Origin of the sequence: Kribbella polygonati, assembly GCF_050320105.1 — a bacterium.
Lineage (GTDB): Bacteria > Actinomycetota > Actinomycetes > Propionibacteriales > Kribbellaceae > Kribbella.
In genome coordinates, this window is sequence record NZ_CP190129.1 from 6,630,271 (window position 1) to 6,656,210 (window position 25,940).

Genomic DNA, 25,940 nt, shown 5'->3' on the forward strand with positions numbered 1-25,940 from the left:
ACTTGAGGAGCGATGGTCTTCGAGTGACCACAGTTGCCGAGCCTGCCACCGAGACCGGTGGTGTCCTCTCCCCGAAGTACCGCGCGCTGACTGTCGGGATGGTCGCGCTGATCACGCTGACCGCGTTCGAGGCGCTGGCGGTCGCGACCGCGATGCCGACCGTGGCGCAGGCGCTCGACGGGCTCAGCCTGTACGCGCTCGCGTTCGGCGGACCGCTCGCGTCCGGTGTCGTCGCGATGGTTGTCTCCGGCACCTGGTGCGACCTGAAGGGTCCGACCCGCCCGCTCTGGCACGGTACGGCGTGGTTCCTGGCCGGGCTGGTCATCGCGGGCCTGGCGCCGTCGATGGGCGTCCTGGTCGTCGGTCGCGTGATCCAGGGGTTCGGCTCCGGTCTGCTGACGGTCGCCTTGTACGTCGTCGTCGGCCACCTGTACCCGGCCGCCCTACGCCCGCGGATCTTCGCCGCGTTCGCGGCCGGCTGGGTCGTACCGTCGCTGGTCGGACCAACGATCGCGGGCCTGATCGTCGAGCACACCAGCTGGCGGCTCGTGTTCCTCGCGGTGCCGGCGATCGCGATTCCCGCGGTGCTCGTGATGCGCCCGGGGCTGGCCCGGGGGAACGCGTACGACGTACGTCCGGGCAAGCTGTGGGACAAGCGCGCGCTGTGGGCGGTCGCGGCCGCGGTGGGTGTCGGGCTGCTGCACTACGGCGGCCAGCAGCGCGGCGTACTGCAGCTCGTGCTGCTGACGGTCGGTCTTGCCGGGGTCGTCGGGTTCGGGCCGCGGTTGCTGCCGTCGGGGACGTTCGCGTTCGGGCGTGGGCTGCCGTCGGTGATCGCGTTGCGCGGGCTGGTCGCGGCGTCCGGGTTCGGCGCGGAGGTGTTCCTGCCGTTGATGCTGACCCGGCAGCGCGGGTTGTCGCCGGCGCTCGCAGGTCTCGTACTGACGGTCAGCGCGCTGAGCTGGTCGGCGGCGTCCTGGTACCGCGGCCGGCCGAAGCAGCCGTTCTCGCACGCGGTCTTCCTGCAGGCGGGGATGGTCGCGATCGTGCTGGGGATCGTCACAGCGGCGCTGACGCTCAGCCCGCAGGTGCCGATCCTGGTCGGGATCCTCGGCTGGAGCCTGACCGGGCTCGGGATGGGCACGGTGTTCCCGACGCTGTCGGTGCTGGTGCTGGAGTACTCCGAACGCGACGAGCAGGGCGCCAACAGCTCCGCGGCGCAGCTCAGCGACTCGTTGTCAACAGCAACGATCCTGGCGATCGGCGGGTCGTTGTTCGCGGCCATGGAACCGCACTCCGCCGTCCTGGCGTACCTCGTCGCCTTCGGCCTTCCCGCCGTACTCGCGCTGCTCGGCGTACCCGCCGGACGCCGGACTAGTCCTTCGTCCCGGTGACCGCGATGCCGGCGCCGAGGCCGATGATCATCAGGCCGCCGGTGCCGCCGACCAGTTCGAGGCGGCGAGGGGAGCGGGCGAACCACTCCCGCGCCGTCCCGGCCACGAACGCCCAGACGCTGTCCGAGCAGAGCGCGATCACGATGAAGATCAGGCCGAGGATCAGGATCTGCGCCCAGGCCGGGCTGCTCGCGCCCTTGTCCACGAACTGCGGCAGCGCGGCCGCGAAGAAGACCGCGGTCTTGGCGTTCGTCACGCCCACCAGGAACCCCTGCCGGATCGTCTTCCGCCCGCTGCTCGGCTTGACGCCGGACGCGAGCGCCTCGGCCAGCGACTTCCGGGTCCGGAAGGCGTGCACGCCGAGAGAGATCAGGTACGCCGCGCCGCCGAGCTTCACCACGGTCAGCGCGATCGCGCTCGCGGCGATCAACGTGCCGAGACCGGCGGAGATCAGGACCAGCATCAGCGCGGCGCCGACGGTGTTGCCGAGCATCGTCAGTACGGCCTCTCGGCGCCCGACCGCGAGCGCCCGCCCGACGATGAACAGCACGCTCGGCCCCGGCACGACGATGATGATGAACGCGGTGACCGCGAACGCGATCAGGTGATGTGCGGACGGCATCTGTCCAGCGTAGGTACGACGGCGTCGCGGCGCACCGGGGTATCCGCGAAGTGGTCCCTGGTCATCCGGGCGTTCGGCTGCGACACTGCGGTAACCCGGTCCCGCGCCCCCAGTGGACCGGACGTCACGGGGAGTAACGATGGCGGTGTCCGAACAGCTGGCCGAGCGGTTCCGCGCGAATCACGAGCTGCTCGTCGGCGCTCGCGACCGCCTGCAGGCGGCGGTGGACGCCGGTACGGCGAGTGACGACGAGCGGAAGCGGCTCGACACCGTCACGAAGCTGCTCGTCCCGGTCAAGACCACCTCGGTCGATGCCGGCGGCAACGTGGTCGAGGTCGAGCGGCCGCGGCAGTTCCTGAAGGTCGACGCCGACGGCAAGGGCCGGGCGGTCGAGGTGCTCGGCGATCTGGAGCACGCGAGGCACCTGGCGGTCGTGGTGCCTGGGATGGGGAACAGCCTGGACACGTTCCCGGGGCAGTCGGACCGCGGCGAGCTGATCCGGCAGGAGGCCGGGCCGGACAGCGCTGTCGTCGTGTGGTTCGACTACGACTCGCCGGCGGGTCTCGAGGAGGCGGCGAGCAAGGAGGCCGCGATCGAGGGCGGGCCGCGGCTGGCGGAGTGCCTGGACGAGCTGGACGAGCTGAAGGACGACGAGGCCGAGGTGACGGTCGTCGCGCACTCGTACGGCACCGACGTGGCGGCCGAGGCGGTGATGGAATGCGGCGCCCGCCCGGCGCGGCTGGTGCTGACCGGGTCGCCAGGGATCGAGAAGTACGTCGACGAGGCCGCCGACTTCGTCCAGCCGCCGACGCGGTTGTTCACCGAGCGGGCGCCCGGGGACTACGTGTCGTACTCCGAGTGGCACGGGCCGGATCCCGCGACGTTCCCGGACGCGATCCGGATGGCGACCGCCGACCCGCACGGCCAGGACCCGGTGTCGGTGCACTGGCACAACGAGTACTACCGGCAGAACAGCGAGGCGCTGCGGAACGTCGGCCGGGTGGTCCGGGGCGACCTGAACGCGGTCACCACCACGGACACCAGCCGCGGCGAGGAGACCAAGCTCGGGTGGGCCGTGCCGCTGAACAAGCTGTCCCACGCGGTGTCGACGTTGTACAACAAGATCACCGGCGGTCGGCACCAGGGAGTCGAGCTGGGTGACGGGATGTCGGGCGGCGGCCGGCGTGAAGGACGCGACGGTGCGGCGGCGGCGTTCGACGGCGTCGCGGCCCTGTCCGGTCCGTCGGTCGCGTCCGCGACGTCGGCCGTCACACAGGTCAAGGCAACCATCGCCTCCCGCGGCGAACGCTCGGAAGGACGGCGACGATGACTGGTGAGCGGGAGTTCCTGCGGGGCGAGCTGGTGGCGGTCGCGGAGGCCGTCGTACCGGGGCAGCGGCCGGTTGTCACGGGTGATCCGGGGCCGGTGAATCCCGGCGTACTGTTCGACGGTCGTGGGCCGGCGACGGTGTCGCGGGTGACGGTGGAGACCGGGAACCCGAACGCGCCGGATCCGGTCGCCGAGGTGGCGGCCGCGGCGGCGGCGTTCCGCGCCCGCGGGTGGAGCGTGGACGTCGTACCGCCCGAGGACGGGCACTACCGGGTCGCCGCCGAGCGGGACGGGTACGACGTAACGGTGCACGCGTGGGCGACGGACTGGCGCATCACCCTGTCCGGGGAGACCCCGGAGCTTTAGGAGGTCGCGGCGCGTTCGGATTCGCTGCGGAGGACGCAGAACTCGTTGCCCTCGGGGTCCTGCATGACGACCCAGCCCTTGCCGTCGGGGTCGCGGTGGTCGCGGGCGACGGTGGCACCGAGCGTGAGCAGCCAGGCGACCTCCTCGTCCCGGCTGGTGTCCGGGACCAGGTCGAGGTGGGCGCGGTTCTTCACAACCTTGTCGTCGTTGTTCTGCTCGAACAGCACGGTGATCCCGTCGGCGGGGACCGCGGCGTACGGGTCGCCGGGGTGGTCGTCGTCAGGGCGCTCGGCCTTCAGGACCTGCAGCCAGAAGCCGGCCAGCTCGTAGGGATTGTGGGCATCGAACGTCACGGTCCGCACGCGAGAAGTCATGCGCAGAGGCTACTTCTGAAACAGCAGCCGGTCCTCGGGAATATCGCTCACCTGGTACGGCGTGAGTCCCGCCGCGGCCGCGAGGTCGGTCAGCGCCGGCCCCGTCCAGCGGTGGACGTAGATGTTCATCGGGTGGCCGCCGTACCCCGAGGTCTTGTGGGTGGACTGCTCGCCGACGTGGAACCCGAGCAGCAGGAACCCGCCCGGTGCGAGCACCCGGTGGAACTCCGCGAAAGCCTGCGGTACGACGTCCCGCGGCAGGTGGATGATCGACCACCAGGACACCACCGCGGCGACCGAGCTGTCCGGAAGGTCCAGCGCGGTCATCGAGCCGACCCGGAAGTCGAGGTCCGGGTGGTCGCGGCGGGCGACCTCGATCATCCCCGGCGAGAGGTCGATCCCGATCACCGGCAGATCCCGCCCGGCCAGCAGTCCCGTCGTACGGCCCGGCCCGCAACCGACGTCCAGCACCGGTCGCCCACTCCCGGCGACCAGCTTGCCGAGCAACTCGAACGCCTCGACCTCCCAGTCCGCGCCGTCCACGATCATGGCCGCGTACGAGGCGGCGACGTTGTCGTACGAGCTGCTGATGTCGTCGAGATAGTCCACCCGGCCGACCCTAGAGCCGGCCGGGGACAGTTTTTCAGGCCTTGCCGAGGGACTGCTTCTGGCGGCCGAGGCCTTCGATCTCGAGTTCCATCGTGTCGCCGGGGGAGAGGTACGGGAAGCGGCCGGACAGTGCGACGCCCTCCGGCGTGCCGGTGTTCACGATGTCGCCCGGGCTCAGCACCATGTACTGCGAGAGGTCGCGGATCAGCGCGGCCACCGAGAAGATCATGTCCCGGGTGTTCGAGTCCTGCCGCGGCTCGCCGTTCACCCAGGAGCGCAGGTTCAGGTTCGTGGGGTCGACCTCGTCGGCCGGGACCAGCGCGGGCCCGAGCGGGTTGAACGTCTCGCAGCACTTGCCCTTCGACCACTGGCCGCCGGAGACCTCGATCTGGAACGTCCGCTCGGAGACGTCGTTCGAGACCGTGTACGCCGCGACGCAGGCGAGCGCCTCCTCGTCGGTCTCGACGTACCGCGCCTGCTTGCCGATCACGACCGCGAGCTCGACCTCCCAGTCGGTCTTCACGGAGCCGCGCGGGACGAGGACGTCGTCGTTCGGGCCGACGACGGTGTTCGGGTGCTTGAAGAACACGATCGGCTGCTTCGGCGGCTCGGCGCCGCCCTCGGCCGCGTGCGCCGCGTAGTTCATGCCGATGCAGACCACCGCGCCCGGCCGGGCGATCGGCGCGCCGGTCCGGAGCCCCTCGACGTCGGCCACGGGCAGCTCGCCGGCTTCGAGTGCCGCGCGCGTCCGGGCGATGCCGTCGGCAGCCAGGAAGGCCCCGTCGATGTCAGCGGTCAGTGGGATCAGATCGTGAACGGTGCCGTCGGCGGCGCGCACGTACGGGCGCTCCTCGCCGACCGCCCCGAGGCGGAGCAGTTCCACAGGTTGTCTCCCTAGGACTGGTCGAACATGGGCCGTAGCCGGGCGCGGGAGGCCTCGATGTGCGACCGCATCGCCGCGGCCGCCTCCTCCGCGTTGCCCTTGCGGACGGCGGTCACCACTGTCTTGTGCTCTCGCAACGCCTTCGTCGCGATGCCGCCACCGTAGTACAGCCGGAACAGGTGCAGGTGGCAGTGTGTCCGCTGGAAGGACAGCCGAGCGGTCTCGTTGCCGGACAGCTCCAGCACCAGGTCGTGGAACCGCTGGTCGTGCGCGGCCATCGCGCGGTAGCTCTCGTACGACGGACGGTCCGGTACGTCGGTGTAGCTGAGCATCTCGTCCTTGAGCCGGGCGAGGTCGTCGTCACCCGCCCGCTCCGCGGCCCGTCCGGCCGCCCACGGCTCGATGTGCAGCCGGTACTCGAAGAGGTCCTCGAACTCGTCCCGGGTCAGCCGCGACGACACCCGGTACCCGCGCAGCGGCTCCTTGATCACCAGGCCGTCGGACTCCAGCCGGGCCAGCGACTCGCGGATCGGGGTCTGGGAAATGCCCAGCTCGCGGGTCAGTGCGTCGATGTTGAGCCGCGTGCCCGGCTCGACGACGCTGTCCATGATCAGGCCCTTGACCGTCTCGTACACGTCGTCGCTCAGCACCTGGCGCTGCGGCAGCCGGGTGAGCTGCCCGGCCAGACCTGCGTGCGCATCAGTCACCTGTCGCTCCTCCCGCTTGACCCGTCCAGTGTGAAGGGGCAGCATCTAGATGCGCAATATCCTATAGGATCTTGGAGGCTCATGTGAGTACGGCGATCGTCCGGGCCGAGGCGTTCCTGGTGGATCTCGAGGTCGAAACCGTCCGGACCGACGCCGTGCAGGCGTTCCTCAAGCAGGAGACCGTTTTCGTGCGGCTGACCACCGCGGACGGATTGAGCGGCCTCGGGTACTCGTACACGATCGGCACCGGCGGCACCGCCGTACTCGCACTGCTCCGCGACCATCTGCTGCCGCGGCTGGTCGGCGCGGACGCCCGCAACGTCGAGGCCCTGTGGTCGGATCTCTTCTGGTCCACGCATGCGACGACTGTAGGCGCGATCACCTCGCTCGCGCTGGCCTCGGTCGACACGGCCCTGTGGGATCTGCGCTGCCTGCGCGCGGGCGAGCCGCTCTGGCGGTTGGCCGGCGGGTACCGGCAGCAGGTCCCGCTGTACGACACCGAGGGCGGTTGGTTGCACCTGACAACGGACGAGTTGGTCGCCGGCGCGCTCGCGTCGCAGAAGGCCGGCTGGCCGGGCGTGAAGCTCAAGGTCGGGAAGCCGCGCGTCCACGAGGACCTCGAGCGGCTCCGCGCGGTCCGGGACGCGGTCGGGCCGGCGCTGGACATCATGGTCGACGCGAACCAGTCGATGACGTACCCGGAGGCGCGCCGGCGGGCGGCGGCGTTCGAGGCCGTCGACCTGACCTGGTTCGAGGAGCCGCTGCCGGCCGACGATGTCACCGGTCACGTCCGGCTGGCCTCAGGGACCTCGATCCCGATCGCGGTCGGCGAGTCGCTGTACTCCGTCTCCCAGTTCCGCGAGTACGCCGCGGCCGGTGGCGCGGGCATCATCCAGGTCGACGTCGCCCGGATCGGCGGCATCACCCCGTGGCTGAAGGTCGCGCACCTGGCCGAGACGTTCAACCTCGAGGTTTGCCCACACTTCCTGATGGAGTTGCACGTCAGCCTCACGGCCGCCGTACCGAACGGGCGGTATGTCGAACACATCCCGCAGCTGCGGGCGATCACGTCGTCCGAGATGGAGATCGCCGACGGGCACGCGGTCGCCCCCGACGTACCGGGTCTCGGCATCGACTGGAACCAGGACGCCATCGACGACCGCCGGGTCGGATGAGAAGGTACGGCGCATGAGCAGAGTCGACGCACACCACCACGTCTGGGACCTGACCGTCCGCGAGCAGAGCTGGATGACCGGTCCGGAGATGGATCCGATCCGGCGCAACTTCTCGATCGCCGACCTCGAACCACTCGCCGCGGCGGCCGGTGTCACCGCGACGGTCCTCGTCCAGACCGTCGGGCTGCTCGACGAGACGGCCGAGTTCCTGGAGATTGCCGCCGGCAACGACCTGGTGGCGGGCGTGGTCGGCTGGGTCGACCTCACCGCACCCGACGTCGCAGACACCCTCGCGGCGCTGCAGGCTCGCCCGGACGGCGCGTACCTGAAGGCGATCCGGCACCAGGTCCACGACGAACCGGACGTTGACTGGCTGCTGCGACCCGACGTCCAGCGCGGCCTGAAAGCCGTCGCCGACGCCGGCCTCGCCTACGACCTGCTCACCAAGACGCCGCATCTTCCCGCTGCGATCCAGGCCGCCCGCAACCTGCCCGGCCTGTCCTTCGTCGTCGACCACATCTCCAAGCCGGTCATCGGCGATCCGTTGACCCCCTGGTCCACCTCGTTGGAGGCGCTGGCCGCTCTCCCCAACGTGACCTGCAAACTCTCCGGCATGGTCACCGAGGCGCCCTGGCAGACCTGGAAGCCCGCCGACCTCCAGCCGTACGCAGACGTCGTCCTCAACGCGTTCGGCCCGGAGCGGGTCATGTTCGGCTCCGACTGGCCCGTCTGCCTCCTGGCCGCGTCGTACGCCGATGTCGTGTCGGCCGCGGAAACCCTCACCTCCACGCTGTCCGTCTCCGACCAGCAGGCCGTCTTCAGCACCACAGCCACTCGCGTCTACGACCTCTGAACCGGTGGACCTACGAGCGATCGAACGCGAGCCGGACGCGTTTCAGCGCGGCCTGACCGCGCCGCAGATCGCGGCGATCTGCCGCCGCGCCTTCGGACCGGACGCGGATCTGGTGGCGGCAGTGGAGCTGGGGTACGGCGGCTACAACAGCGTCTACCGGATCGACCTGCCCGAGCCGGTGATCCTGCGGGTGGCGCCCGCGGAAGCCGTGCAGTTCAGGTCCGAGCTGCACCTGATGCGGAACGAGTACGCGAGCGTCCCGTGGCTGACCCCGATCGCTCCGCTGATGCCGCGGGTGCTGGCCGTCGACTGGTCGCACGACGTCGTCGACCGCGACTGGATGATCCAGTCCTGCCTGACCGGCGTACCCGCCCCGGAACACCTCGACCGCTATCCACGCTCCGGCCGTACGACGTTCTTCCGCCAGCTCGGCGCGATCACCCGCACCGTGCACGACGTACGCGGCCCGTCCTTCGGCCGCGTCGACAACCCGTCGTACGAACGCTGGAGCGACGCCGTCATCACCAGCTTCCACCGGATCGCCGACGACCTGGAACACGCCGGCCTCGACGCCACCGACGTACGACGAGCCGCCGCCCTGGCGATCCGCGGCCGCGCCACCCTCGACGAAATCCGCGAACCACGCCTCCTCACCGGCGACCTCTGGACCGTCAACTGCCTCCTCGACCCCACCGCCCCCGAACCCCTCATCACCGGCGTCCTGGACTTCGACCGCACCGAGTTCGGCGACCCCGCCGCCGACTGGCCCATCCGCATGGCCCAAGCCAAACCCGACGAACGCAAGTCCTTCTGGACCACCTACGGCCCCCTGACCACCACTCCACCCGCCACCTGGCGAGCCACCCTCTACGAAGCCCGGCACCTAGCAACTCTCCGCCTGGAACGCCACCGCCTGAACAACCCCGAAGCCGTCCACCAAAGCTTTGACACCATGTCAAAGCTCCTCGCCGACCTCACCTAGCCCTGCTCCGGCGGGACGAATTCGACGCGGACGCCGAGCAGGCGGATGGGGCGGCGGAGGTCGAACTTTTCCAGGAGGGTCAGGGCGGTGGTGGCGATTACTTCGGGGTCCTGGGTGGGGGAGGGGAGTTTGCGGCTCTTGATCGGGGTATAGAAGTTGACGAAGCGGAGTTTGACCCAGACGCGTTGGATCGTGCGGCCTTCGGCGACGACTTCCTCGGTCACCTCGACGGCGATGCGGTGGAGTTCGCGTTCGACGGACTCGCGGTCGGGGAGGTCGGTGGGGAAGGTTTCCTCGTGGCTGCGGGAGACGGGTTCGCGGGGGACGTCGGTGAGTTGGGTGTCGCCGAGGCCGCGGCCGAGGGCGGCGTACCAGGTGCCCATCTTGGGGCCGAAGCGTTTCTTCAGTACGTCGACGTCGGCCGCGGCGAGGTCGGCGACCGTCGACAGGCCGAGCTCGTTGAGGTTGTGTTCCATCCGGGCGCCGATGCCCCACAGGTCGCGGACCGGGCGGTGGTCCATCACCTCCCGCCAGTTCGCGGCGGTGAGGCGGTAGCTGCCGGTGCGTTCCTCGGCGGCCTTCGCGAAGTTCGTGGCGAGTTTGGCGCGGGTCTTGTTGTCGCCGATGCCGACGCAGCAGGTCAGCCCGGTCCGTTCGAGTACGGCGGCCCGCAGGTCGCCGGCGAGTTGCTCGGGATCGTCCGTCGAGGCGCCGACGAAGCACTCGTCCCAGCCCCACACCTCGACCACCACCGGGAACGTCCGCAGCGTGTCCATCACCTCGGCCGACGCCGCGTCGTACGCCTTCGGGTCCGACGGCAGGAACACCGCGTCCGGGCACTTCTTGTACGCCGCCCGCACCGGCATCCCCGAATGGACCCCGAACGCGCGGGCTTCGTACGACGCGGTGGCGACCACCTGTCGTGGCAGGGCCGGATCGCCCGAACCACCCACCACGACAGGCAGCCCGCGAAGCTCAGGCCGGCGCCGGATCTCGACGGCCGCGATGAACTGATCCATGTCCACGTGCAGGACCCACCAGCTCATACCTCACAGGTAACCACATCAGCTGGACGCACTGGAGTACGTCAGCACCCCGCGCCGCCACACCAGCCGTACCAGCAGCAACGCCACCACGGACAGCCCGAGCCCAAGCGCCACGGGTGACCACCCGAGGTCGCCGGCCAGCGCGCGTACCGGGAAGGTCGTCGCGAACGCCACCGGGAACGCGAACGTCAGGAACGTCCGTACCGCCACCGGAAAGAACACCAACGGGTACCGCCCGGCCTCCACCATGCTGAGGAACACGATCCCGATGGGGTTCACCGACTGCAGCCAGAACGCCAGGAACGCCAGCGCCGACCACACGCACGTCAGCAAAACGAGCCCGCAGCACATCAGCACCAACGCCTGGACGACCTGCCCGGGTCCGAAGCTGAGACCGGCCTGCACCAGCCCGATCACGAGTACGACGATGCCGCTGGCAACGTTCGTCAGCTCCGCGACGTTGATCCACCGCAGCGTCAGGTAGAACTGGCTCGACACCGGCCGCAGCAGTACGCCGTCCAGCTCGCCCTCGGTGAGGTACGTCGTCATCCGGTTCAGGTTCGGCGCGACGAACGTGGCGATCAGCCCGGTGACGATCTGGAACACGCCGACCAGCGCGATCACCTCCGCCCGCGTCCACCCGTGCACCTCGGAGGTGAACCCGAACAGCAGCAGCGTCGGTACGATCCCCAGCCCGAGCTGCACCAGCCCGACCAGCAACGTGGTCAGGAAGTGCGCCCGGTAGTGCGTCTCGCGGACGACGGCCTGCAGGAAGAACCGCCGCCACAGCTTCACGTGCAGCCAGATCCTCATGCGCCCACCGCCGAGTACGCGCGGATCCCGGCCGCCCAGACGACGCGGGCCAGTACGCCGAGCACCACGACGTACCCGAGCTGGAAACCGAGCCCGGCCAGCAACTCCCGCCCGCTCAACTGCCCGGCGACGATCTCCACCGGGAACGACACCGTGTACCGGAACGGCTGGTGGTCGACGAACCCCCGCGACCACGACGGCATCAGCGCCAGCGGTACGACGGCACCCGACAGCACACTCGACACGATCACGCGGGCCTGGACCAGCGCGCTCACGTCGTCCATCCAGAACGCCAGTGACGCGATCAGGATGTCGATCGTGAACGTCAGTGCCGCGCCGAACACGATGCTGATCGCGAACAGCGCCCAGCGTCCCGGACCGGCCGCGATGTTCATCGAGTCCCGGAAGATCCACCACACGATCCCGATCATCGGCACCAGTGCGATCAGCTTCAGGAACTTCTCCGACAGGTTGTTCGCGACGAACCCGACCAGCAGCGACGCCGGCCGGATCATCCAGCTGGACAGCTTGCCGAGCCGGATGTCCTGCGCGAGGAACCCCGCCATCCACGACGACGTCGCCATCGTGACGAACCCGAGCAGCACGAAGTACGTCGTCACGTACCGCTCGTCGACCGGCAGCTTCGCCCCGCTGGCGAGCGCGGTCCGCCAGATCAGCAGCGAGATGATCGGCACGCAGATGTTCGCGAGCATGAAGATCACCCACGCCGCGCGGTACACGGACTGCTGCGCGATCTCGGCCGCCGTCATCCGGCGTACGACGCGGAGGTTCCGCGTGAGCGTGCTCATCAGGCGTCACCGAGCGTGCTGCGGTGCAGGAACAGGTCCCGCATGATGTCCTCGATGTCGGCGTCCGCGACGTCCAGGTCGACGAGCGGGCCGAGCTTGATCAGCTGCTCCAGCACCTCACCGGCGCGTTCCCGGTCCGCCTCGAGCTCGACCGTCGTGCCGGAGACCGCGGTCACCCCGTCGAGCCGGCCGGCGTCGACCGGGGTCGCGTACGTCGCCCGCACCAGCTTGCGCGGGCGCGCCGCACGGACCAGATCGTCCAGCCCGCCGTCGAACTGGAGCCGGCCGTGGTCGATGATCATCACCCGCGAGCAGAGCGCCTCGATGTCGTCCATGTCGTGGCTGGTGATCAGGATCGTGGTGCCGCGGAGCCGGTTCACGTCGGCCAGGAACGAGCGGACGCGGGCCTTGGCGACCACGTCCAGCCCGATCGTCGGCTCGTCCAGGAACAGGATCTCCGGGCCGTGGACGAGCGCCGCCATCAGCTCGAGCTTCATCCGCTCGCCGAGCGAGGTCTTGCGGACCTGCACGTTCAGCAGGTGCTCGACCTCGAGCAGCTCGGCGAGCTCGGCGACGTTCCGGTCGAACTCGGCGGTGGTCAGCCCGTACATGTCCTTGTGCAGCAGCAGGCTTTCCATCGCCGGGACGTCCCACCACAGCATGGTCTTCTGGCCCATCACCAGCGCGATCCGGCGCAGGTAGTCGGGTCTGCGGTCGGACGGGGTGTGGCCGAGGACCTCCAGGTCGCCGGAGGTCGTGTAGAGCAGACCGGACAGCATCTTCAGCGTCGTCGTCTTGCCGGCGCCGTTCGGGCCGAGCAGTCCGACGACCTCGCCGCTGCCGATCGTGAACGAGATCTTGTCGACGGCGAGCCGGGTCTCGTACTTGCGCCGTACCAGGCTCTTCAGCGCACCGCCGAGTCCGGCGCGCTGCTGGTGGAACGTGTAGGTCTTGGTCAGGTCATGTGCCGCGATAACAGGCGTCACGAATCGCACCGCTTTCGAGAGAATGTCGGGACCGGGCAGCGTCAACGCGCAAACGCGCAGAGCGCAGGCCACGCACCTCAGCCGAAATCAACCCTTGTCTCGGCGAGATGTCGACATCGCTCCCTGTGGGTCCTTTCGACGTGCGGCTGCCACCCCCACGGTATTCCGACCCGGAAAGCGTCGTCCAGCAGGTTTCAGCGCCGGAACGCCTCCCGATGCGCCCCGACCCAGTCCGCGAACGACCGGGCCGGCCGCCCGAGAACCCGCTCGACGGTGTCCGTCGCCGCCGGCGTCACGACCTTCGCGTACCGCTCCATCAGCGCCCGGGCGAACTCCTCCGGCAGACCGTTGGCAACCATCCCCCGTACGGCGGCCTCCGCCGGCACCTCCTGGAACTGCAACGGCAGCCCGAGAACCGCACCGATGACGTCCACCAACTCCCGCTGGGTCAACCGCTCCGGCCCCGTGACCGCGAGCCGCTCCCCGTCCCACCGGTCGTCCACCAGCACCTCGGCCAGCACAGCCGACACGTCAGCCTCGTCGATCAACGCCTCGGCGAAGTCCCCGTGCGGCGCCCGCACGACATCGCCGGCCCGGACCTGCGCCCCGAACAGCCCGGCCACGTTCGCCGCGAACGACGTCGGCCGGACGGCGACCCACGGCAGCCCGCCCGCGACGACCGCCGCCTCGACCTCCCGGTTCCGGTCGCCGTTCCACCGCGACGGCTGCAGCGCCGGATCGTCGTCGACGTTGATCGCCGACATCACCACGACCCGCCGTACGCCGTGCTCGGCCGCGAGCGCGGCCAGCCCGGCCGCCTGCTCCCCGACCGCCCGCGGGTGCACGAACAGTACGTCGACGTCCTTCAGCGCGGGCGCCACGCTGCCCAGGTCGCCGAGGTCCGCCGCGAACCGCTCGACCCCTGCCGGCACGTCCGTCACGGACCGCCCGACCACCCGAACCGTCGCCCCACGCCCGACGAGCGACGCAACCAGCGGCCGCCCGACCGTCCCTGTCCCACCGGTGACCAGAATCATCATCCACTCCTGAGTACGAGTTCCATATATTATGATTCCCATACTAACCACGAAGGAGGCCGATGAACGAGCTCGAGCTGTCCGCCGGCACCCTCCAGTACGTCGACCGCGGGACCGGGCCGGTCGTCGTACTGCTGCACGGACTCCTGATGGACGCGTCGCTGTGGGACGACGTGATCGCCGACCTGTCCGCGGACCACCGCTGCCTCGCGCCGACGCTGCCGTTCGGCGCGCACCGGATGCCGATGAACGCCGACCTCTCGCTCCCGGGGATCGCCCGCCTGGTCGGGGAGTTCCTCGACCGGCTCGACCTGCGGGACGTCGTACTCGTCGGGAACGACACCGGGGGAGCCGTTGTCCAGCTCGTCCTCCGGGACGATCCGAAGCGGGTCGGCCGGGCGGTGCTCGCGTCCTGCGAGGCGTTCGGCAACCTCCCGCCCGGGCTGACGGGACGGACGCTCGCGCTGTCCGGCAAGCTGCCGCCCGCGCTGTTCGGGGCCTTCATGCAGCAGCTCCGGGTGAAGGCGATCCGGCGATCGCCGCTCGCGTTCGGGACGTTGACGAAGCGCGGCGACGCCACGACCGCGCGCTGGATCCGCCCGGTTCTCGAGCAGCCGGAGATCCGCGCGGAGACGGTGCGAATGCTGCGCGCGGTCTTCGCGGACCGCCGGGTCCTCGAGGAGGCCGCACCGGATCTCGCGCACTTCGACCGCCCTGCGCTGGTGGTGTGGGCAGCCGAGGACCGCGTGATGCCGCTCGACCACGGCCGCCGCCTCGCCGAGTTGCTGCCGCAGGGCGAGCTCGCACTGGTCGAGGACAGCTACACGCTGATCCCACTGGACCAGGCGGCGCGGTTCGCGGAGCTGATCAGGCGGTTCGGCTAGAGGCTCTTGCGCATCTGCTGCGAGGTCACGACGTACCCGAGCGAGTCGTACAACCCGATCGCCGTCGCGTTGTCGCCGAACACGTTCAGCTCGAGCGCGTCGTACCCGCGCCGGCGGCACTCGTCCTCGGCGGCGAGCATGATCGCCCGGCCGTAGCCCTTGCCGCGCTGGTCGGCCGCCACCTCGACGCCGTACACGAACGGCATCCGCGCCCGCGTACTGATCCAGAGCGTCCCGACCGGTACGCCGTCCGCGACCGCGATCCAGAGCAACTGCTGCTCCGTGTCCGGCCCGTCCGGCAGCAGCTTCTCGGTCTCGGCGTACGAGACCTTCAGCGCCTCCTCCGCGGTCAACCCGCGGGCCGGCCCGATCGCCGTCGCGAACGTGGTCGCAAGCTGTTCCTTGAACTCCGGATACTCGCCCGCAGTCATCGGACGAAGCTCCACCGTCGGCGTACTCACAGGCCGACTCTAGGCTGAGCTGCATGGAGTTGACGCTCGAGGTGGCTCAGAAGCTGTTGGCGACGCAGCCGTTCAGTGTGTTGGTCGGGGCGCGGGTGACCGCGTTCGGGGACGGTGGGGCGACGCTGGAGCTCGACATCCGCGAGGAGCTGCAGCAGCAGAACGGGTTCCTGCACGGTGGGGTGCTGAGCTACGCAGCCGACAACGCCCTCACGTTCGCGGGCGGTACGGCGCTCGGTCCGGAGGTGCTGACGGGCGGGTTCACCATCAACTACCTCCGCCCGGCGCAGGGCGACGTACTTCGGGCCGTCGCCAAGGTCGCGCACGCCACCAGCCGCCAGGCCACCTGCACCTGTGAACTACGCACCGTCGACGGCACCACCGAAACCCTGTGCGCCTTGGCCCAGGGCACGGTGATCGCCGTCCGGCGGTGACTACTTGAAGCTGGAGAGGAAGGTTTTCAGGATGGGGCCGGCGGTGTGCGAGCCGGATTCGCCGCCTTCGACGATGACGGCGAAGGCCACGTCGCCGCGATAGCCGGCCATCCAGGCGTTGGTGGTGACCTTGCCGTTCACCACGACCTCGGCGGTACCGGTCTTCGCGGCGACCGCGCCGTTGCCGGCGAGCACCTTCGCCGTACCGCCGGTGACCGTCGTCCGCATGAACGTCCGGAGCGCCGCCACCGTCGCCGCGGGCAGCGGGGAAGCTGCCGCGCCGGCCGCGTCCTTGCCCTGCACCAGCACCGGCTTCATCGCCGTACCGTGGTCGACCGCCGCGGCGACCAGCGAGATCGCCAGCGGGCTGGCGGTGACCGTGCCCTGGCCGATCATCGACGCGGCCTCCTCGACGTCGTCCTTCGGCGCCGGCACCTGGCCGCCGTACGCGCCGATCGACAGGCCCAGGTCGCGGCCGATGCCGAACATCGCGGCGGTCTTCGTCATCGCGTCCTTCGGCAGCTTCGCGTGCTGCGAGATGAACGCGGTGTTGCAGGACTCGTTGAACGCCTTCTGCATGGTGCCCGCGCCGTACGCGGTCAGGCCGTCGTAGTTCTTGAAGGTCTTGCCGAACACGTTGATCGTCGGCGTGCACGGCAGCGGCGTCGTGGTGGTCTCACCGGCGCCGAGCAGCGCGGCCGAGGTGACGATCTTGAACGTCGAACCCGGCGCGTACCGGCCCTGGAAGGCGCGGTTGTAGTTGGTCGGCTGCGGACCGTTCGCCGCGGCCAGGATCTGCCCGGTGGAGGCCTGCACCGCGACCAGCGAGGCCGGCAGCTTGCTGGTCGCCAGCGCGGCCTCGGCGACCTTCTGCATGTTCGTGTCGAGGGTCGTCTTCACCGGCTGGCCGGCGGTGCCCTTCTGGGTGAAGACCGTCTTGATCGTCAGCTTCGTCTTGCCGTCCCGCAGCGTGACCGTGCCGCCCGGCGTACCGGCGAGCTGCTGCTGGAACGCGTACTGCAGGCCCGTCGTACCGACCTGGTCCTGCGCCGACGCCGTCGGGCCGGCGTTCTTCAGCGTGTCCGCGGTCGCGGTCTTCATCGTGCCGAGGATCGACTTCGCGAACGTCGCGGTCGGCGGCAGCGACTGGGTGCCACCCATCGTCAGTACGCCGGGCAGCGCCTGCATCTTCGGCCGCAGCGCCTCCCACTCCTCGGCGCGGATCGTGATCGCGTCGACGAACTGCCCGGCCGGGGCCGCCTTCGCCCGCGCGGCCAGCTTCGCACCGTCGACCTGCAGGTACTGCGTGAACGCCGCGTACGTCGCCGCGGTCGCCTTCGTACCGGACGCGACGCCGACGATCACGACCGGCCGGTTCGTGGTCAGCGCGACACCGTTGCGGTCCAGGATCGACGCCCGGGCCGGCAACGCCCGGACCCGCTTCAGGTAGTTGTTGTCGCCGAGGCCCGGGTAGATGGTGTCGCCGGAGGCCTTGATCTTCCAGGTGTCACCGGTCTTCACGGCGGTCGCCGTACTGGTCCACTTCATCGTGCCGATGCCGCGCAGTTGCGCCTCGACGGCCAGGTCCTGCGTGCAGTTGTTGGCGTCGGAGCACTTCGGGAGGTCCTGCGGGGAGACGGTCACGGTGCTCGCCACCAGCGCCGTGTCGACGTCGTCGAGGCGCTTGGCGAACACGGTCGGGTTGTCGGTCAGTGCGCCGGCCGCGGCGGGCTTCCCGTTCGGTGCCCAGGCCGCCACCCAGGCGTCGGCGAACTGCTTGATGACCGCTCCGGACGCCTTCTGCTCGTCGTTCCCGGACTTGCCGCCGCCGGACTTGCTGTCCGAACAACCGGCGGTGATCAGCAGACTACTCAGGCAGACGATCGCAGTGGTTCGCTTCACGTTCCCAACTCTCGCACGACGACGGATGGACACCGGGACACGGGCTTCGGCGTGTGGCTACCTCGGAAACCTACTCAATCCCCCCAAGTACGACGCAGGTTCCGGCGCCGGAGTTGTCCGCAGAGCCGGTGCGAATCGCGACCAAGACGATCCGCGAATTGGTCTGCCGGAATCTGGAACCGCGTTCCACGGCCGCCCCGCGCGGCGTATTCTGCTCGTTTGTGACCCGCCTTGCGCTGCACAGCCGCCTGATCCCCGGAACCGAAGAGGCCTACGAGACCGAGCACGCCCGTGTCTGGCCGGAACTGATCACGGTGATGCACGCCGCCGGGATCAGCGACTGGTCGATCTGGCGCAGCGGCCGGGACCTGTTCCACCTGGTCGAGTCCGACGACTACGAGTCCGCGGTCGCGTACCTGCGCGACAACCCCACCGACCAGCGCTGGCAGCAGCACATGAGCCAGTTCGTCGAGGGCTTCGCCGAGAACCCCGAGGGCGTCGCCGGCCAGTCCCTGCGGCACGTCTGGACGATGAGCGAGCAGCACGACTAGTACATCTCCCACACCAGCACCTCGGCCCCGTCCGGCCCGGCGGTGACCCGTCCGCCGGCGTCGGTCAGCCGTACGGCGTCCGCCGTACCGAGCGCGGCGTCGTCGAGGGTCGCCGTACCGGTGGCGACGAAGAGATGCAGGTACGGCGCACCCGGAAGTTCCACCGTCCCGCCAGGGCTCAACCGGGCCACGGACATCCCGGCCGCCGGCTGGTTGATGTGGATCGCGGTCGACGACGCGTGCTTGGCCAGCCCCGACGCCACCGGGACCAGCTCGCCCGTGGACAGGTCGAGCTCGGCCTGTTCGTACGACGGCGGCAGGTCGAACCGGTCCGGGCGGACCCACATCTGGACGTAGTGCACCGGGTCGGTGCCGTCGTTCCACTCCGAGTGCCGGATGCCGGAGCCCGCGGTCATCCGCTGCGCGAGCCCGGGATGCACCTCGCCGCTGTTCCCCTCCGAGTCCCGGTGTGCCAGCGCGCCCCGCAGTACCCAGGTGACGATCTCCAGGTCCTGGTGCGGATGCGTGCCGAAACCGGTGCCGGGGGCAACCGTCTCGTCGTTGTGCGCGAGCAGGAAGCCGAATCCGACGTTCGCCGGATCGTAGTGCGGCCCGAACGAGAACGAGTGCCGCGAGTCCAGCCACTCACTCGCGGTCCGGAACCGTTCGTCGGCCCGATGGATCTCCACAGGCTCTAGTAATACCCCTTGTGCCCGTCGAGCAGTTCCCGCATCGCGTCCAGGTGCCCGACGTGCCGCGCGGTCTCCTCGACCATGTGCAGCAGCATCCAGCGCAGCGTCGCCTGCGCCGACTTGAACTCCGGGTGCTTCCCGGTGTCGTCGAGCGAGTGCGCCGCGACGATCTCGTTCGACCGCGCGCACTGCGCCTCGAACTCGTCCACCAGTTGCGCCAGCGGCACGCCGGTGACCCGCATGTCGGCGTCCTCCGGCTCCTCCTGGAACTGCGGGTTGCCGTCGTACGACTCGCCCAGGAACAGCACGTCGAACCAGCAGTGCTCGGTCCACCGCATGTGCGACACCAGCCCGGCCGGCGTCATCAGCGGGGAGTCCGGCAGCACGGCCCGGTACTCGTCGGCAGCGGCCAGCCCCTCCAGCTTCCAGCGCACCAGCGCGCGCTGCTGGTCCAGCCAGCCGACCAGCTGCGTCCGCTCGTCCGCGACCAGCGGCGGCCTCTCCCGGGAAAGTGTCATGCCGCGAACCGTAGCCAATTCGCCCGCCCGCCGCAGGGCAATAAAAGAGGACTGCGCCGCTCGGTGGGCGGCGCAGTCCGGTCTACTGGGTGAGACGCGCGATCAGCCCGTCGGGTTCCCGTTGTCGGAGCCGAGTGTCGCGGTGATCGTCTGGGTCTTGCCGCTGCGGGTAACGGTGAGCTTCACCTGATCGCCCGGGCGGTGCGAGCGGACCGCGGCGACCAACGCGTCCCCTGACGCGATCGCCTTGCCGTCCACAGCGGTGACCACATCACCTGACTGCAGACCGGCCTTGTCCGCCGCACCGCCGGACGTGACCTCGCCGAGGCGTGCTCCGTTCGTGAGCCCGTCGGAGGACTGCGCGTCGCCGACCGTCACACCGAGCCGCGCATGCGTGGCCTTGCCCTTGGCCACCAGCTCGTCGATGATCGGCTTGGCCTGGTCGATCGGGATTGCGAAGCCCAGGCCGATGTTCCCGCCCTCGGATTGTCCCGATCCGCCGGCGGTCTTGATCGCGCTGTTGATACCGACCACCTGGCCGGCGAGGTCGATCAGGGCGCCGCCGGAGTTCCCCGGATTGATCGCGGCGTCCGTCTGGATTGCTGGGAAGACTGTCGTGCTGTCCTGCTGCTGGTCGCCCGAGGTCACCGGCCGGTTCAGCGCGGAGACGATCCCGCTGGTCACGGTCGCCTCCAGGCCGTACGGCGAACCGATCGCGACCACGCCCTGCCCGACCGCCAGCCTCCCGCTCTGGCCGAGGGTGGCCGGCGTCAGGTCGGTGGCGTTCGCGTGGATGACAGCGAGGTCGGTGAGCGGGTCCGTGCCCTTGACCGTGGCCGGTATCGTGCGGCCGTCGTTCAGGATCACGGTCAGCGTCGCGCCCTGACCGGCGCCGGCGACCACGTGGTTGTTGGTGACGATCAGGCCGTCCTTGCTGATCACGATGCCCGACCCGGTCGCCTGGCCCTGCTGGCTGGCGACCGCGATCTTCACCACGCTCGGCAGGACCTTCGCGGCCGCGCTCTGCACGGTGCCGTCCGGCGCCGACGCGGGGGCCGCCTGGTTGCCGTTCAGCGGAGCAGTCACCGACGGGGTGTTCGTGGAGTGGTCGTTGCTGGCCGAGTACACGGCCGCGCCGCCGACACCGCCCGCCGTACCGACCAGCAGCGCGGTGAGCGCTACGGCGGCCAGCCCGAGGCGGCGCTTCGGCTTGGGCGCCGTTGCCGTGGCCTGCTGCGGTCCGAGGGGCCAGTTCGGGCCTGGAGACGTCCCCTGATGCGTCCCCGGCCCGAACTGCGGGTAAGTGCCCCCACCTGCGGGGTACTGGCCCTGCCGCTGCCCCTGCGGCCCCGAGTCCAGCCGCGGCTGCCCGCCCTGCGGCGCGTACTGCTGCTGCTGATGCTGCCCGTACATCGGCAACTGCTGCGTCCGCTCCGGCCCTTGCGGTCCCTGTGCGTTCTGGCCGGGTTGCGGCTGCGGCTGCTGCGGCTGGTTCTCGGTCATGGCAGGTACTTTGTCCGCCGGACCTGAAAACCGCCTGAAGATCCGCTCGGAGTGACCGAAGAACTCCATGAAGATCCTCTGAAGGACCTGTCAGGTTCCTCTCAGCGGGTCTGGGTCGCCGCGTGCGGCAGCCACAGCGTGAACTGCGCGCCGGCTCCGGGGGCGTTGCGGGCGTAGATCATCCCGCCGTGCTGCTCGGCCGCGTGCTTGACGATTGCCAGGCCCAGGCCGGAGCCCGGGCGGCTGCGGGCTTCGCTGGAGCGGTAGAAGCGGTCGAAGACGTGCGGCAGGTCCGCCTCGGCGATGCCGGGGCCGGAGTCGGTCACGGTCAGTACGCCGTCGAGCAGCCGGACCGTGACGTGGCCGACTGGCGGGCCGTCGGTGCGCTGCTCCGCGCCGTCCGGGACGCTGTACTTCGCGGCGTTGTCGAGCAGGTTCGTCACCGCGCGACCGAGCAGCCGCTCGTCACCCCAGACCGGGAACGGCGTCAGCTGCACGTCCCATTCCAGTCCGGGTGCGCGTCGGCGTACCTTGATCACCGCGTCCTGGACCACGTTCGAGAGCTCGATCAGCTCGGCGTTCCGGACCTGCGGGGTGTCGCGGGCGAGCTCGGTCAGGTCGCCGATCAGCTGGGTCAGCTCGTCCATTTGTGCGCGTACGTCGTCCAGCAGTTGCTGGCGATCCTCCGGGCGGAGACCGCCGCGCTTGTCCGCCTGGGCGAGCAGGTCGAGGTTGGTGCGGACGCTGGTCAACGGCGTACGCAACTCGTGCCCGGCATCACCGACCAGCCGCCGCTGCCGGTCCCGAGACTGCGCGAGCGCACCGAGCATCGCGTTGAACGCCACCGCCAACCGGGAGATCTCGTCCGTACCGGTCACCGGAATCGGCTTCAGATCCTCGGTCGCCGCGATGTGTTCCACCCCGCCGGTCAGGCGCGCCAGCGGGCGCAGACCTGAGCGGGCCACCGCGTTGCCGGCGAGCGCGGCCCCGATGACGCCGATCAATCCGAACGCCCACAGAACGATGCCGAGGTTGTGCAACGTCTGGTCGATCGACTCCAACGACTGCGCCACCACCAGCGCGCCTGGCTGAAGGAAGTTGGCATTGTTCTCGCACTCGTCACTCCAGCCGACCGGACAGAACCGAGCTGTTACAGCGACCACCCGGAAGTGGGATCCGCCGTTGCGGACACCGACGGTTCGCAAGCTCACCACGTTGTCCTGGGAACGGGCTACCTGGAGCTCGGCGTCGCCCAACGGCGGCAGCGGACTGTTCGTCGGCGCGAACGACTGCCCGTTCGCGGCGAGCACCGCGACCCTGATGTCGCTCAGCCCGAGGGCGTCGGCGGACGCCTTCTGCAGGTTGCTGAGGTTGGTCAGGACGCCCTTCTGGGACGCTTGGACCGCGCGCTGCGTCAGGCTGTTGTCCAAGTTCTGGTACATCTGTTGGCGCACCGTCACGTATGCCGCGACGCTGACGATTGCTACCGCGAGGCCGACGGCTACCGCGGCGAGCAGGGTTACGCGGGCGTGCAGGCTCAGTTTGTGGAGGGTCTCGTTCCACCAGGTCTGGGTGCGGGCGGCGGTCGCTGCCACCCGGTTGCCGTTGGCAACGGGTGCAGCCGGCGCCGGCTGCGGTGCGGCCGGTTGCTGTGGACCGTCGGCGTACGACGGGAAGTCCTGGGGGTGTTGCTGGCTCACGGTGGGGTGTCTCTCAGCACGTAGCCGATGCCGCGCACGGTGTGGATCAGGCGCGGCAGACCGTTCACCTCGGTCTTGCGGCGCAGGTATCCGATGTAGACCTCGAGCGAGTTCGCGGTGGTCGGGAAGTCGTAGCCCCAGACCGCGTCCAGGATGACGGCCCGCTCCAGCACGCGGCGCGGGTTCCGGATCAGCAGTTCGAGCAGCGAGAACTCGGTCCGGGTGAGCTGGATCGCGACGTCGCCGCGGTGCACCTCGTGCGCGTCGACGTCGACCACCAGGTCGCCGTACTGCAGCACCTCGCCGCGCTGGCCGCCCTCGCCGGGCGCGGTGCTGCGGCGCAGCAGCGCGCGCAGCCGGGCCAGCAGTTCCTCGAGCGCGAACGGCTTCGTCAGGTAGTCGTCGCCGCCGGCGTCCAGGCCGTCCACCCGGTCCGCGACCGCGTCCCGCGCGGTCAGCACCAGGATCGGCACATTGTTGCCCGCGGCCCGCAACGCCTTGGTGGTCTCCAGCCCGTCCAGGCGCGGCATCATCACGTCCATCACGACGACGTCCGGCTCGACGTTGCCGATCACCGCGAGCGCCTCGGCACCGTCGGCCGCGGTCACCACCTCGAAGTCGTTGAACTCCAGCGAACGGCGCAGCGAGTCCCGGACCGCCCGGTCGTCGTCCACCACCAGTACCCGCATGTCTGCCCCGCTCCGCTCGAAGTTCCGCCACCGAGAGTAAGTCGCTTCTGTGAGAATCGCCTGAGAACCCGCTGATGGCTCGCACAACACCTTAAGTTCCCGTTATGGACGTTCTGGAATTCACCCCTGAGCCCGCCGATTTCGCCTGGACGTTCGGGGGCGTCCCGCCGGTCCGCCGGGTCAGGCCCGGTACGGCGCTGCGCCTGTGGACCGAGGACGCGTTCGCCGGCAGCCTCCGCAGTACGTCGGACCTCGCGAGCGCCTCGCTGAACATGCCGTTCGTGAACCCGCAGACCGGACCCTTCTACGTCGAGGGCGCCGAGCCGGGGGACACCCTGGTGCTGCATTTCGTCGAGCTGACGCCCGCCCGGAGCTGGGGCGCGTCGGCGACGATCCCGTTCTTCGGCGGGCTGACCAGCACCGACCGGACCGCCACGCTGCAGGACCCGCTCCCGGAGCGGACCTGGATCTACGAGGTGGACAGCGCCCGGCGGACGGTCGGGTTCCAGGCGCAGGGGAGCGAGCTGGAGATCGCGCTGCCGCTGGAGCCGATGCTCGGCACGGTCGGCGTGGCCCCGGCGGGCGGTGAGGTCCGCTCGGCGCTGGTGCCGGACATGTTCGGCGGCAACATGGACACCCCCGAGATGCGGGCCGGGACCACCTGCTACCTGCGGGTGAACGTGGAGGGCGCAATGTTCTCGGTGGGCGACGGGCACTACCGCCAGGGCGAGGGGGAGTCCTGCGGGACGGCCGTCGAGGGTGCGATGAACGTCGTACTGATCGTCGAGCTGTTGAAGACGCCCGGACCGGTGTGGCCGCGGTTGGAGAGTGACGAGTACCTGTCGGTCATCGGGTCGAGCCGTCCGCTGGAGGACGCGTGGCGGGCCGGCCAGGTCGACATGGTGCGCTGGCTGGGCGAGCTGTACGGCCTGGACACGCTGGACGCGTACCAGCTGCTCAGCCAGGTCAGTGAGGTCCCCCTGGCGAACGTTGTCGATGCCAATTACAGCGTGGTCACCAAGATCCCGAAACGTCTGCTCCCACGAGTAACGGCGTACGACGGGATCCACCAGCAGCTCAAGCAGATCTCCGTGAGATAGCAACGCCCGCCAGGCACATCGCACCGCCGCCCAGTGCCAGCAGCGTTGGGGTCTCACCCAGCAGTAGCCAGGCCAGCAGGATCGCTACGACCGGTACGGCGTACACCGTGACGCCCATGCGTCCCGCACTGGTACGGCGGAGCGCAAACGCCCATGTGGTGAAGCCGAGCGCGGTGGGGAACGCTGCGAGGTACACGATCCACCAGATCGTTGCTGTGTCGGCGGACCGGACGTCGCTGATCAGTGCTGGCGTGAACGGGAGGCAGACGACCGCACCGATCGTGCAGGCGAGCCACGTGACCTCTGCGGCCGGCAGACGGCTCAGGAGCGGCTTCTGGGTGACCACGCCGACGGCGTACGAGATCGCGGCGACCACGCACAGGACGACGCCCCACGTCTCGGCGCGGCCGTTCGACGTCGACGTACCGATCACGACGATGCCCGCGAACGCGACCAGGCCGCCGACGATCAGCTGCCGCGGGAAGCCTTCGCCGAGGCCGATGCCGGCGAGTACTGCGATCAGCAGCGGGGCGATGTGGACGAGCATGGCGGCTGTACCGGCGTCCAGGCGCCGTTCCGCCTCGTTGAGCGCGAGGTTGTAGACGCCGAACCACAGCACGCCGCACGCGATCAGCGGCAGCCAGTCCCGCCCGGCCGGCCAGCGACGGTGTGGGCGCCTGAGCAGGAGCGCACCGAGGAAGATGCTGCCCAGCCCGAGCCGCGCCAGTGAGAGGGCACCTGCGGAGACCTCCGTGCCGACGTGGCGGATGGCGACGAACGACGAGGCCCACAGGAGCACGGTGATGGCGGCGGCGGCAGTAGTCACGTCGATTACCGTAGAAAGCAGATCTGCAGGCTTCCATGGCAGATCGGAGGCTAGGAGGCGTTTGTGCTTACCGAAATGAGAAGTGCCGGGCTGGACGAGCTGAACATCCGGATCCTGGAGGAGCTGTCCGCGGATCCCCGGCTGCGGACCACCGAGCTGGCCCGGCGGCTCGGGGTGTCGACGCCGACGGTCCGCGAGCGGGTCGGGCGGCTGGAGGAGTCCGGCGTGATCCGCGGGTACCGCCTCGACGTCGACCCGGCCGCGCTCGGCCGGCCGGTCGCCGCCTGGGTCCGGCTGCGGCCCGGGCCGCACCAGATCCCGAAGATCGTCGCGCTCGCCGAGCGCACCCCGGAGGTGGTCGAGTGCCACCGGATCTCCGGCGAGGACTGCTTCCTGCTCCGCGTCCAGGTCGCCGAGATCGCCGCGCTGGAAAGCGTCCTCGACAACTTCCAGGTCCACGGCCAGACCACGAGCTCGTTCGTCGTCTCCACCCCGGTCCCGCCGAGGGCGGTCCCGCTCCGCGGACCTGGGACACTCACCAACCCCGCCTAGCCCAGCGTTCCACGCCGCGCAGGGGCGTGGAACGCTGGGCCTGAGCGACTTGGTGCGTGCTGGAGGTCCGCAAGCTGGGACCGACCACTCCCCGCAGTGGTCCACATCACTAGTCTGGTGGCGACTTCAGAGACACTCCGGAA

The 25,940-nt window shown here is 69.8% G+C and carries 29 protein-coding genes; 11 read left to right on the forward strand and 18 right to left on the reverse strand.

The genetic code is table 11. The features are described from left to right. The first annotated feature begins 23 nt into the window (after positions 1 to 23). The gene (locus tag ACQHIV_RS31580; protein WP_427887502.1) at positions 24 to 1,394 is read left to right on the forward strand and encodes an MFS transporter; all 1,371 of its coding nucleotides are present in this window, start codon (positions 24 to 26) and stop codon (positions 1,392 to 1,394) included. On the opposite strand, the gene ACQHIV_RS31585 is transcribed toward ACQHIV_RS31580, so the two are convergent. Further along, positions 1,375 to 2,016 (reverse strand): LysE family translocator, encoded by a 642-nt coding sequence (locus ACQHIV_RS31585; protein WP_427887503.1) that lies wholly within the window; start codon positions 2,014 to 2,016, stop codon positions 1,375 to 1,377. The two genes, ACQHIV_RS31580 and ACQHIV_RS31585, sit on opposite strands and share 20 nt — an antisense overlap. Positions 2,017 to 2,155: 139 nt before the next feature. Here ACQHIV_RS31585 and ACQHIV_RS31590 point away from each other — a divergent pair, with 139 nt between their 5' ends. Both ACQHIV_RS31590 and ACQHIV_RS31595 read left to right on the forward strand, forming a co-directional pair. Further along, positions 2,156 to 3,346, forward strand: a complete 1,191-nt coding sequence (locus ACQHIV_RS31590; RefSeq protein WP_427887504.1) for an alpha/beta hydrolase — start codon at positions 2,156 to 2,158, stop codon at positions 3,344 to 3,346. Continuing rightward, positions 3,343 to 3,711 carry a hypothetical protein gene (locus ACQHIV_RS31595; RefSeq protein ID WP_427887505.1) on the forward strand — a complete coding sequence of 123 codons (369 nt, stop codon included), beginning with the start codon at positions 3,343 to 3,345 and terminating at the stop codon, positions 3,709 to 3,711. The genes ACQHIV_RS31590 and ACQHIV_RS31595 overlap by 4 nt, the downstream gene beginning before the upstream one ends. On the opposite strand, the gene ACQHIV_RS31600 is transcribed toward ACQHIV_RS31595, so the two are convergent. The 4 genes from ACQHIV_RS31600 to ACQHIV_RS31615 are packed head-to-tail and all read right to left on the reverse strand — an operon-like array spanning position 3,708 to position 6,284. Continuing rightward, positions 3,708 to 4,085 carry a VOC family protein gene (locus tag ACQHIV_RS31600; RefSeq protein WP_427887506.1) on the reverse strand — a complete coding sequence of 126 codons (378 nt, stop codon included), beginning with the start codon at positions 4,083 to 4,085 and terminating at the stop codon, positions 3,708 to 3,710. The genes ACQHIV_RS31595 and ACQHIV_RS31600 overlap by 4 nt on opposite strands. Positions 4,086 to 4,094: 9 nt before the next feature. Further along, entirely contained in the window at positions 4,095 to 4,694 is a 600-nt protein-coding gene (locus tag ACQHIV_RS31605) for a class I SAM-dependent DNA methyltransferase (RefSeq protein ID WP_427887507.1), read from the reverse strand. 34 nt (positions 4,695 to 4,728) lie between these two features. Then, a complete protein-coding gene (locus ACQHIV_RS31610) occupies positions 4,729 to 5,577 on the reverse strand; it encodes a fumarylacetoacetate hydrolase family protein (RefSeq protein WP_427887508.1) in 849 nt (282 codons plus the stop codon). Positions 5,578 to 5,588: 11 nt separating this feature from the next. Beyond that, positions 5,589 to 6,284: a GntR family transcriptional regulator gene (locus tag ACQHIV_RS31615; RefSeq protein WP_427887509.1), complete on the reverse strand. Its 696-nt coding sequence runs from the start codon at positions 6,282 to 6,284 to the stop codon at positions 5,589 to 5,591. Between the two features lie 71 nt (positions 6,285 to 6,355). On the opposite strand from ACQHIV_RS31615, the gene ACQHIV_RS31620 reads away from it, so the two are divergent. Genes ACQHIV_RS31620 through ACQHIV_RS31630 form a run of 3 tightly spaced genes read left to right on the forward strand, consistent with a single transcriptional unit; the run spans position 6,356 to position 9,294 of the window. Next, entirely contained in the window at positions 6,356 to 7,459 is a 1,104-nt protein-coding gene (locus ACQHIV_RS31620; RefSeq protein WP_427887510.1) for a mandelate racemase/muconate lactonizing enzyme family protein, read from the forward strand. A gap of 13 nt (positions 7,460 to 7,472) precedes the next feature. After that, positions 7,473 to 8,312 (forward strand): amidohydrolase family protein, encoded by an 840-nt coding sequence (locus tag ACQHIV_RS31625; RefSeq protein ID WP_427887511.1) that lies wholly within the window; start codon positions 7,473 to 7,475, stop codon positions 8,310 to 8,312. A gap of 4 nt (positions 8,313 to 8,316) precedes the next feature. Continuing rightward, positions 8,317 to 9,294 carry a phosphotransferase family protein gene (locus tag ACQHIV_RS31630; protein WP_427887512.1) on the forward strand — a complete coding sequence of 326 codons (978 nt, stop codon included), beginning with the start codon at positions 8,317 to 8,319 and terminating at the stop codon, positions 9,292 to 9,294. Here ACQHIV_RS31630 and ACQHIV_RS31635 read toward each other — a convergent pair. The 5 genes from ACQHIV_RS31635 to ACQHIV_RS31655 form a co-directional block, all read right to left on the reverse strand. Then, a complete protein-coding gene (locus tag ACQHIV_RS31635; protein ID WP_427887513.1) occupies positions 9,291 to 10,340 on the reverse strand; it encodes a DNA polymerase IV in 1,050 nt (349 codons plus the stop codon). The two genes, ACQHIV_RS31630 and ACQHIV_RS31635, sit on opposite strands and share 4 nt — an antisense overlap. A gap of 18 nt (positions 10,341 to 10,358) precedes the next feature. After that, positions 10,359 to 11,153 (reverse strand): ABC transporter permease, encoded by a 795-nt coding sequence (locus ACQHIV_RS31640; protein WP_427887514.1) that lies wholly within the window; start codon positions 11,151 to 11,153, stop codon positions 10,359 to 10,361. Beyond that, complete coding sequence (locus ACQHIV_RS31645; protein WP_427887515.1) at positions 11,150 to 11,962, reverse strand: ABC transporter permease; 813 nt, start codon at positions 11,960 to 11,962, stop codon at positions 11,150 to 11,152. The genes ACQHIV_RS31640 and ACQHIV_RS31645 overlap by 4 nt, the downstream gene beginning before the upstream one ends. Beyond that, the gene (locus ACQHIV_RS31650; RefSeq protein ID WP_427887516.1) at positions 11,962 to 12,948 is read right to left on the reverse strand and encodes an ABC transporter ATP-binding protein; all 987 of its coding nucleotides are present in this window, start codon (positions 12,946 to 12,948) and stop codon (positions 11,962 to 11,964) included. The genes ACQHIV_RS31645 and ACQHIV_RS31650 overlap by 1 nt, the downstream gene beginning before the upstream one ends. A 194-nt stretch (positions 12,949 to 13,142) precedes the next feature. Continuing rightward, on the reverse strand, positions 13,143 to 13,988 hold the full coding sequence (locus ACQHIV_RS31655) for an NAD(P)H-binding protein (protein ID WP_427887517.1): 846 nt from the start codon (positions 13,986 to 13,988) through the stop codon (positions 13,143 to 13,145). 59 nt (positions 13,989 to 14,047) lie between these two features. Between ACQHIV_RS31655 and ACQHIV_RS31660 the strand changes: the two genes are divergently transcribed. Continuing rightward, positions 14,048 to 14,869 carry an alpha/beta fold hydrolase gene (locus ACQHIV_RS31660; RefSeq protein ID WP_427887518.1) on the forward strand — a complete coding sequence of 274 codons (822 nt, stop codon included), beginning with the start codon at positions 14,048 to 14,050 and terminating at the stop codon, positions 14,867 to 14,869. On the opposite strand, the gene ACQHIV_RS31665 is transcribed toward ACQHIV_RS31660, so the two are convergent. After that, positions 14,866 to 15,330: an N-acetyltransferase family protein gene (locus tag ACQHIV_RS31665; RefSeq protein ID WP_427887519.1), complete on the reverse strand. Its 465-nt coding sequence runs from the start codon at positions 15,328 to 15,330 to the stop codon at positions 14,866 to 14,868. The two genes, ACQHIV_RS31660 and ACQHIV_RS31665, sit on opposite strands and share 4 nt — an antisense overlap. Before the next feature lie 23 nt (positions 15,331 to 15,353). On the opposite strand from ACQHIV_RS31665, the gene ACQHIV_RS31670 reads away from it, so the two are divergent. After that, positions 15,354 to 15,764, forward strand: a complete 411-nt coding sequence (locus ACQHIV_RS31670; protein ID WP_427887520.1) for a PaaI family thioesterase — start codon at positions 15,354 to 15,356, stop codon at positions 15,762 to 15,764. Here ACQHIV_RS31670 and ACQHIV_RS31675 read toward each other — a convergent pair whose 3' ends face one another. Next, the gene (locus ACQHIV_RS31675) at positions 15,765 to 17,666 is read right to left on the reverse strand and encodes a penicillin-binding transpeptidase domain-containing protein (protein ID WP_427887521.1); all 1,902 of its coding nucleotides are present in this window, start codon (positions 17,664 to 17,666) and stop codon (positions 15,765 to 15,767) included. A gap of 221 nt (positions 17,667 to 17,887) precedes the next feature. Here ACQHIV_RS31675 and ACQHIV_RS31680 point away from each other — a divergent pair, with 221 nt between their 5' ends. Next, positions 17,888 to 18,217 carry an L-rhamnose mutarotase gene (locus ACQHIV_RS31680; protein ID WP_427887522.1) on the forward strand — a complete coding sequence of 110 codons (330 nt, stop codon included), beginning with the start codon at positions 17,888 to 17,890 and terminating at the stop codon, positions 18,215 to 18,217. Here the strand turns inward: ACQHIV_RS31680 and ACQHIV_RS31685 are convergent. From ACQHIV_RS31685 to ACQHIV_RS31705, 5 genes are all read right to left on the reverse strand, one after another. Further along, positions 18,214 to 18,906 (reverse strand): pirin family protein, encoded by a 693-nt coding sequence (locus ACQHIV_RS31685; RefSeq protein ID WP_427887523.1) that lies wholly within the window; start codon positions 18,904 to 18,906, stop codon positions 18,214 to 18,216. The genes ACQHIV_RS31680 and ACQHIV_RS31685 overlap by 4 nt on opposite strands. 5 nt (positions 18,907 to 18,911) lie before the next feature. After that, positions 18,912 to 19,427, reverse strand: a complete 516-nt coding sequence (locus tag ACQHIV_RS31690) for a DinB family protein (protein ID WP_427887524.1) — start codon at positions 19,425 to 19,427, stop codon at positions 18,912 to 18,914. A gap of 102 nt (positions 19,428 to 19,529) precedes the next feature. Next, positions 19,530 to 20,930 carry a S1C family serine protease gene (locus ACQHIV_RS31695; RefSeq protein ID WP_427887525.1) on the reverse strand — a complete coding sequence of 467 codons (1,401 nt, stop codon included), beginning with the start codon at positions 20,928 to 20,930 and terminating at the stop codon, positions 19,530 to 19,532. A gap of 101 nt (positions 20,931 to 21,031) precedes the next feature. Beyond that, entirely contained in the window at positions 21,032 to 22,630 is a 1,599-nt protein-coding gene (locus ACQHIV_RS31700; protein ID WP_427887526.1) for a sensor histidine kinase, read from the reverse strand. After that, positions 22,627 to 23,319, reverse strand: a complete 693-nt coding sequence (locus ACQHIV_RS31705) for a response regulator transcription factor (RefSeq protein ID WP_380189483.1) — start codon at positions 23,317 to 23,319, stop codon at positions 22,627 to 22,629. Before ACQHIV_RS31705 ends, ACQHIV_RS31700 begins: the two co-directional genes overlap by 4 nt. Before the next feature lie 104 nt (positions 23,320 to 23,423). Here ACQHIV_RS31705 and ACQHIV_RS31710 point away from each other — a divergent pair, with 104 nt between their 5' ends. Next, the gene (locus ACQHIV_RS31710; RefSeq protein WP_427887527.1) at positions 23,424 to 24,419 is read left to right on the forward strand and encodes an acetamidase/formamidase family protein; all 996 of its coding nucleotides are present in this window, start codon (positions 23,424 to 23,426) and stop codon (positions 24,417 to 24,419) included. On the opposite strand, the gene ACQHIV_RS31715 is transcribed toward ACQHIV_RS31710, so the two are convergent. Further along, positions 24,397 to 25,245, reverse strand: coding sequence for a DMT family transporter (locus ACQHIV_RS31715; protein WP_427887528.1), 849 nt, complete (start codon positions 25,243 to 25,245; stop codon positions 24,397 to 24,399). The two genes, ACQHIV_RS31710 and ACQHIV_RS31715, sit on opposite strands and share 23 nt — an antisense overlap. Before the next feature lie 75 nt (positions 25,246 to 25,320). Between ACQHIV_RS31715 and ACQHIV_RS31720 the strand changes: the two genes are divergently transcribed. Next, on the forward strand, positions 25,321 to 25,797 hold the full coding sequence (locus ACQHIV_RS31720) for an Lrp/AsnC family transcriptional regulator (protein ID WP_427887529.1): 477 nt from the start codon (positions 25,321 to 25,323) through the stop codon (positions 25,795 to 25,797). The last annotated feature ends 143 nt before the right edge of the window (positions 25,798 to 25,940 follow it).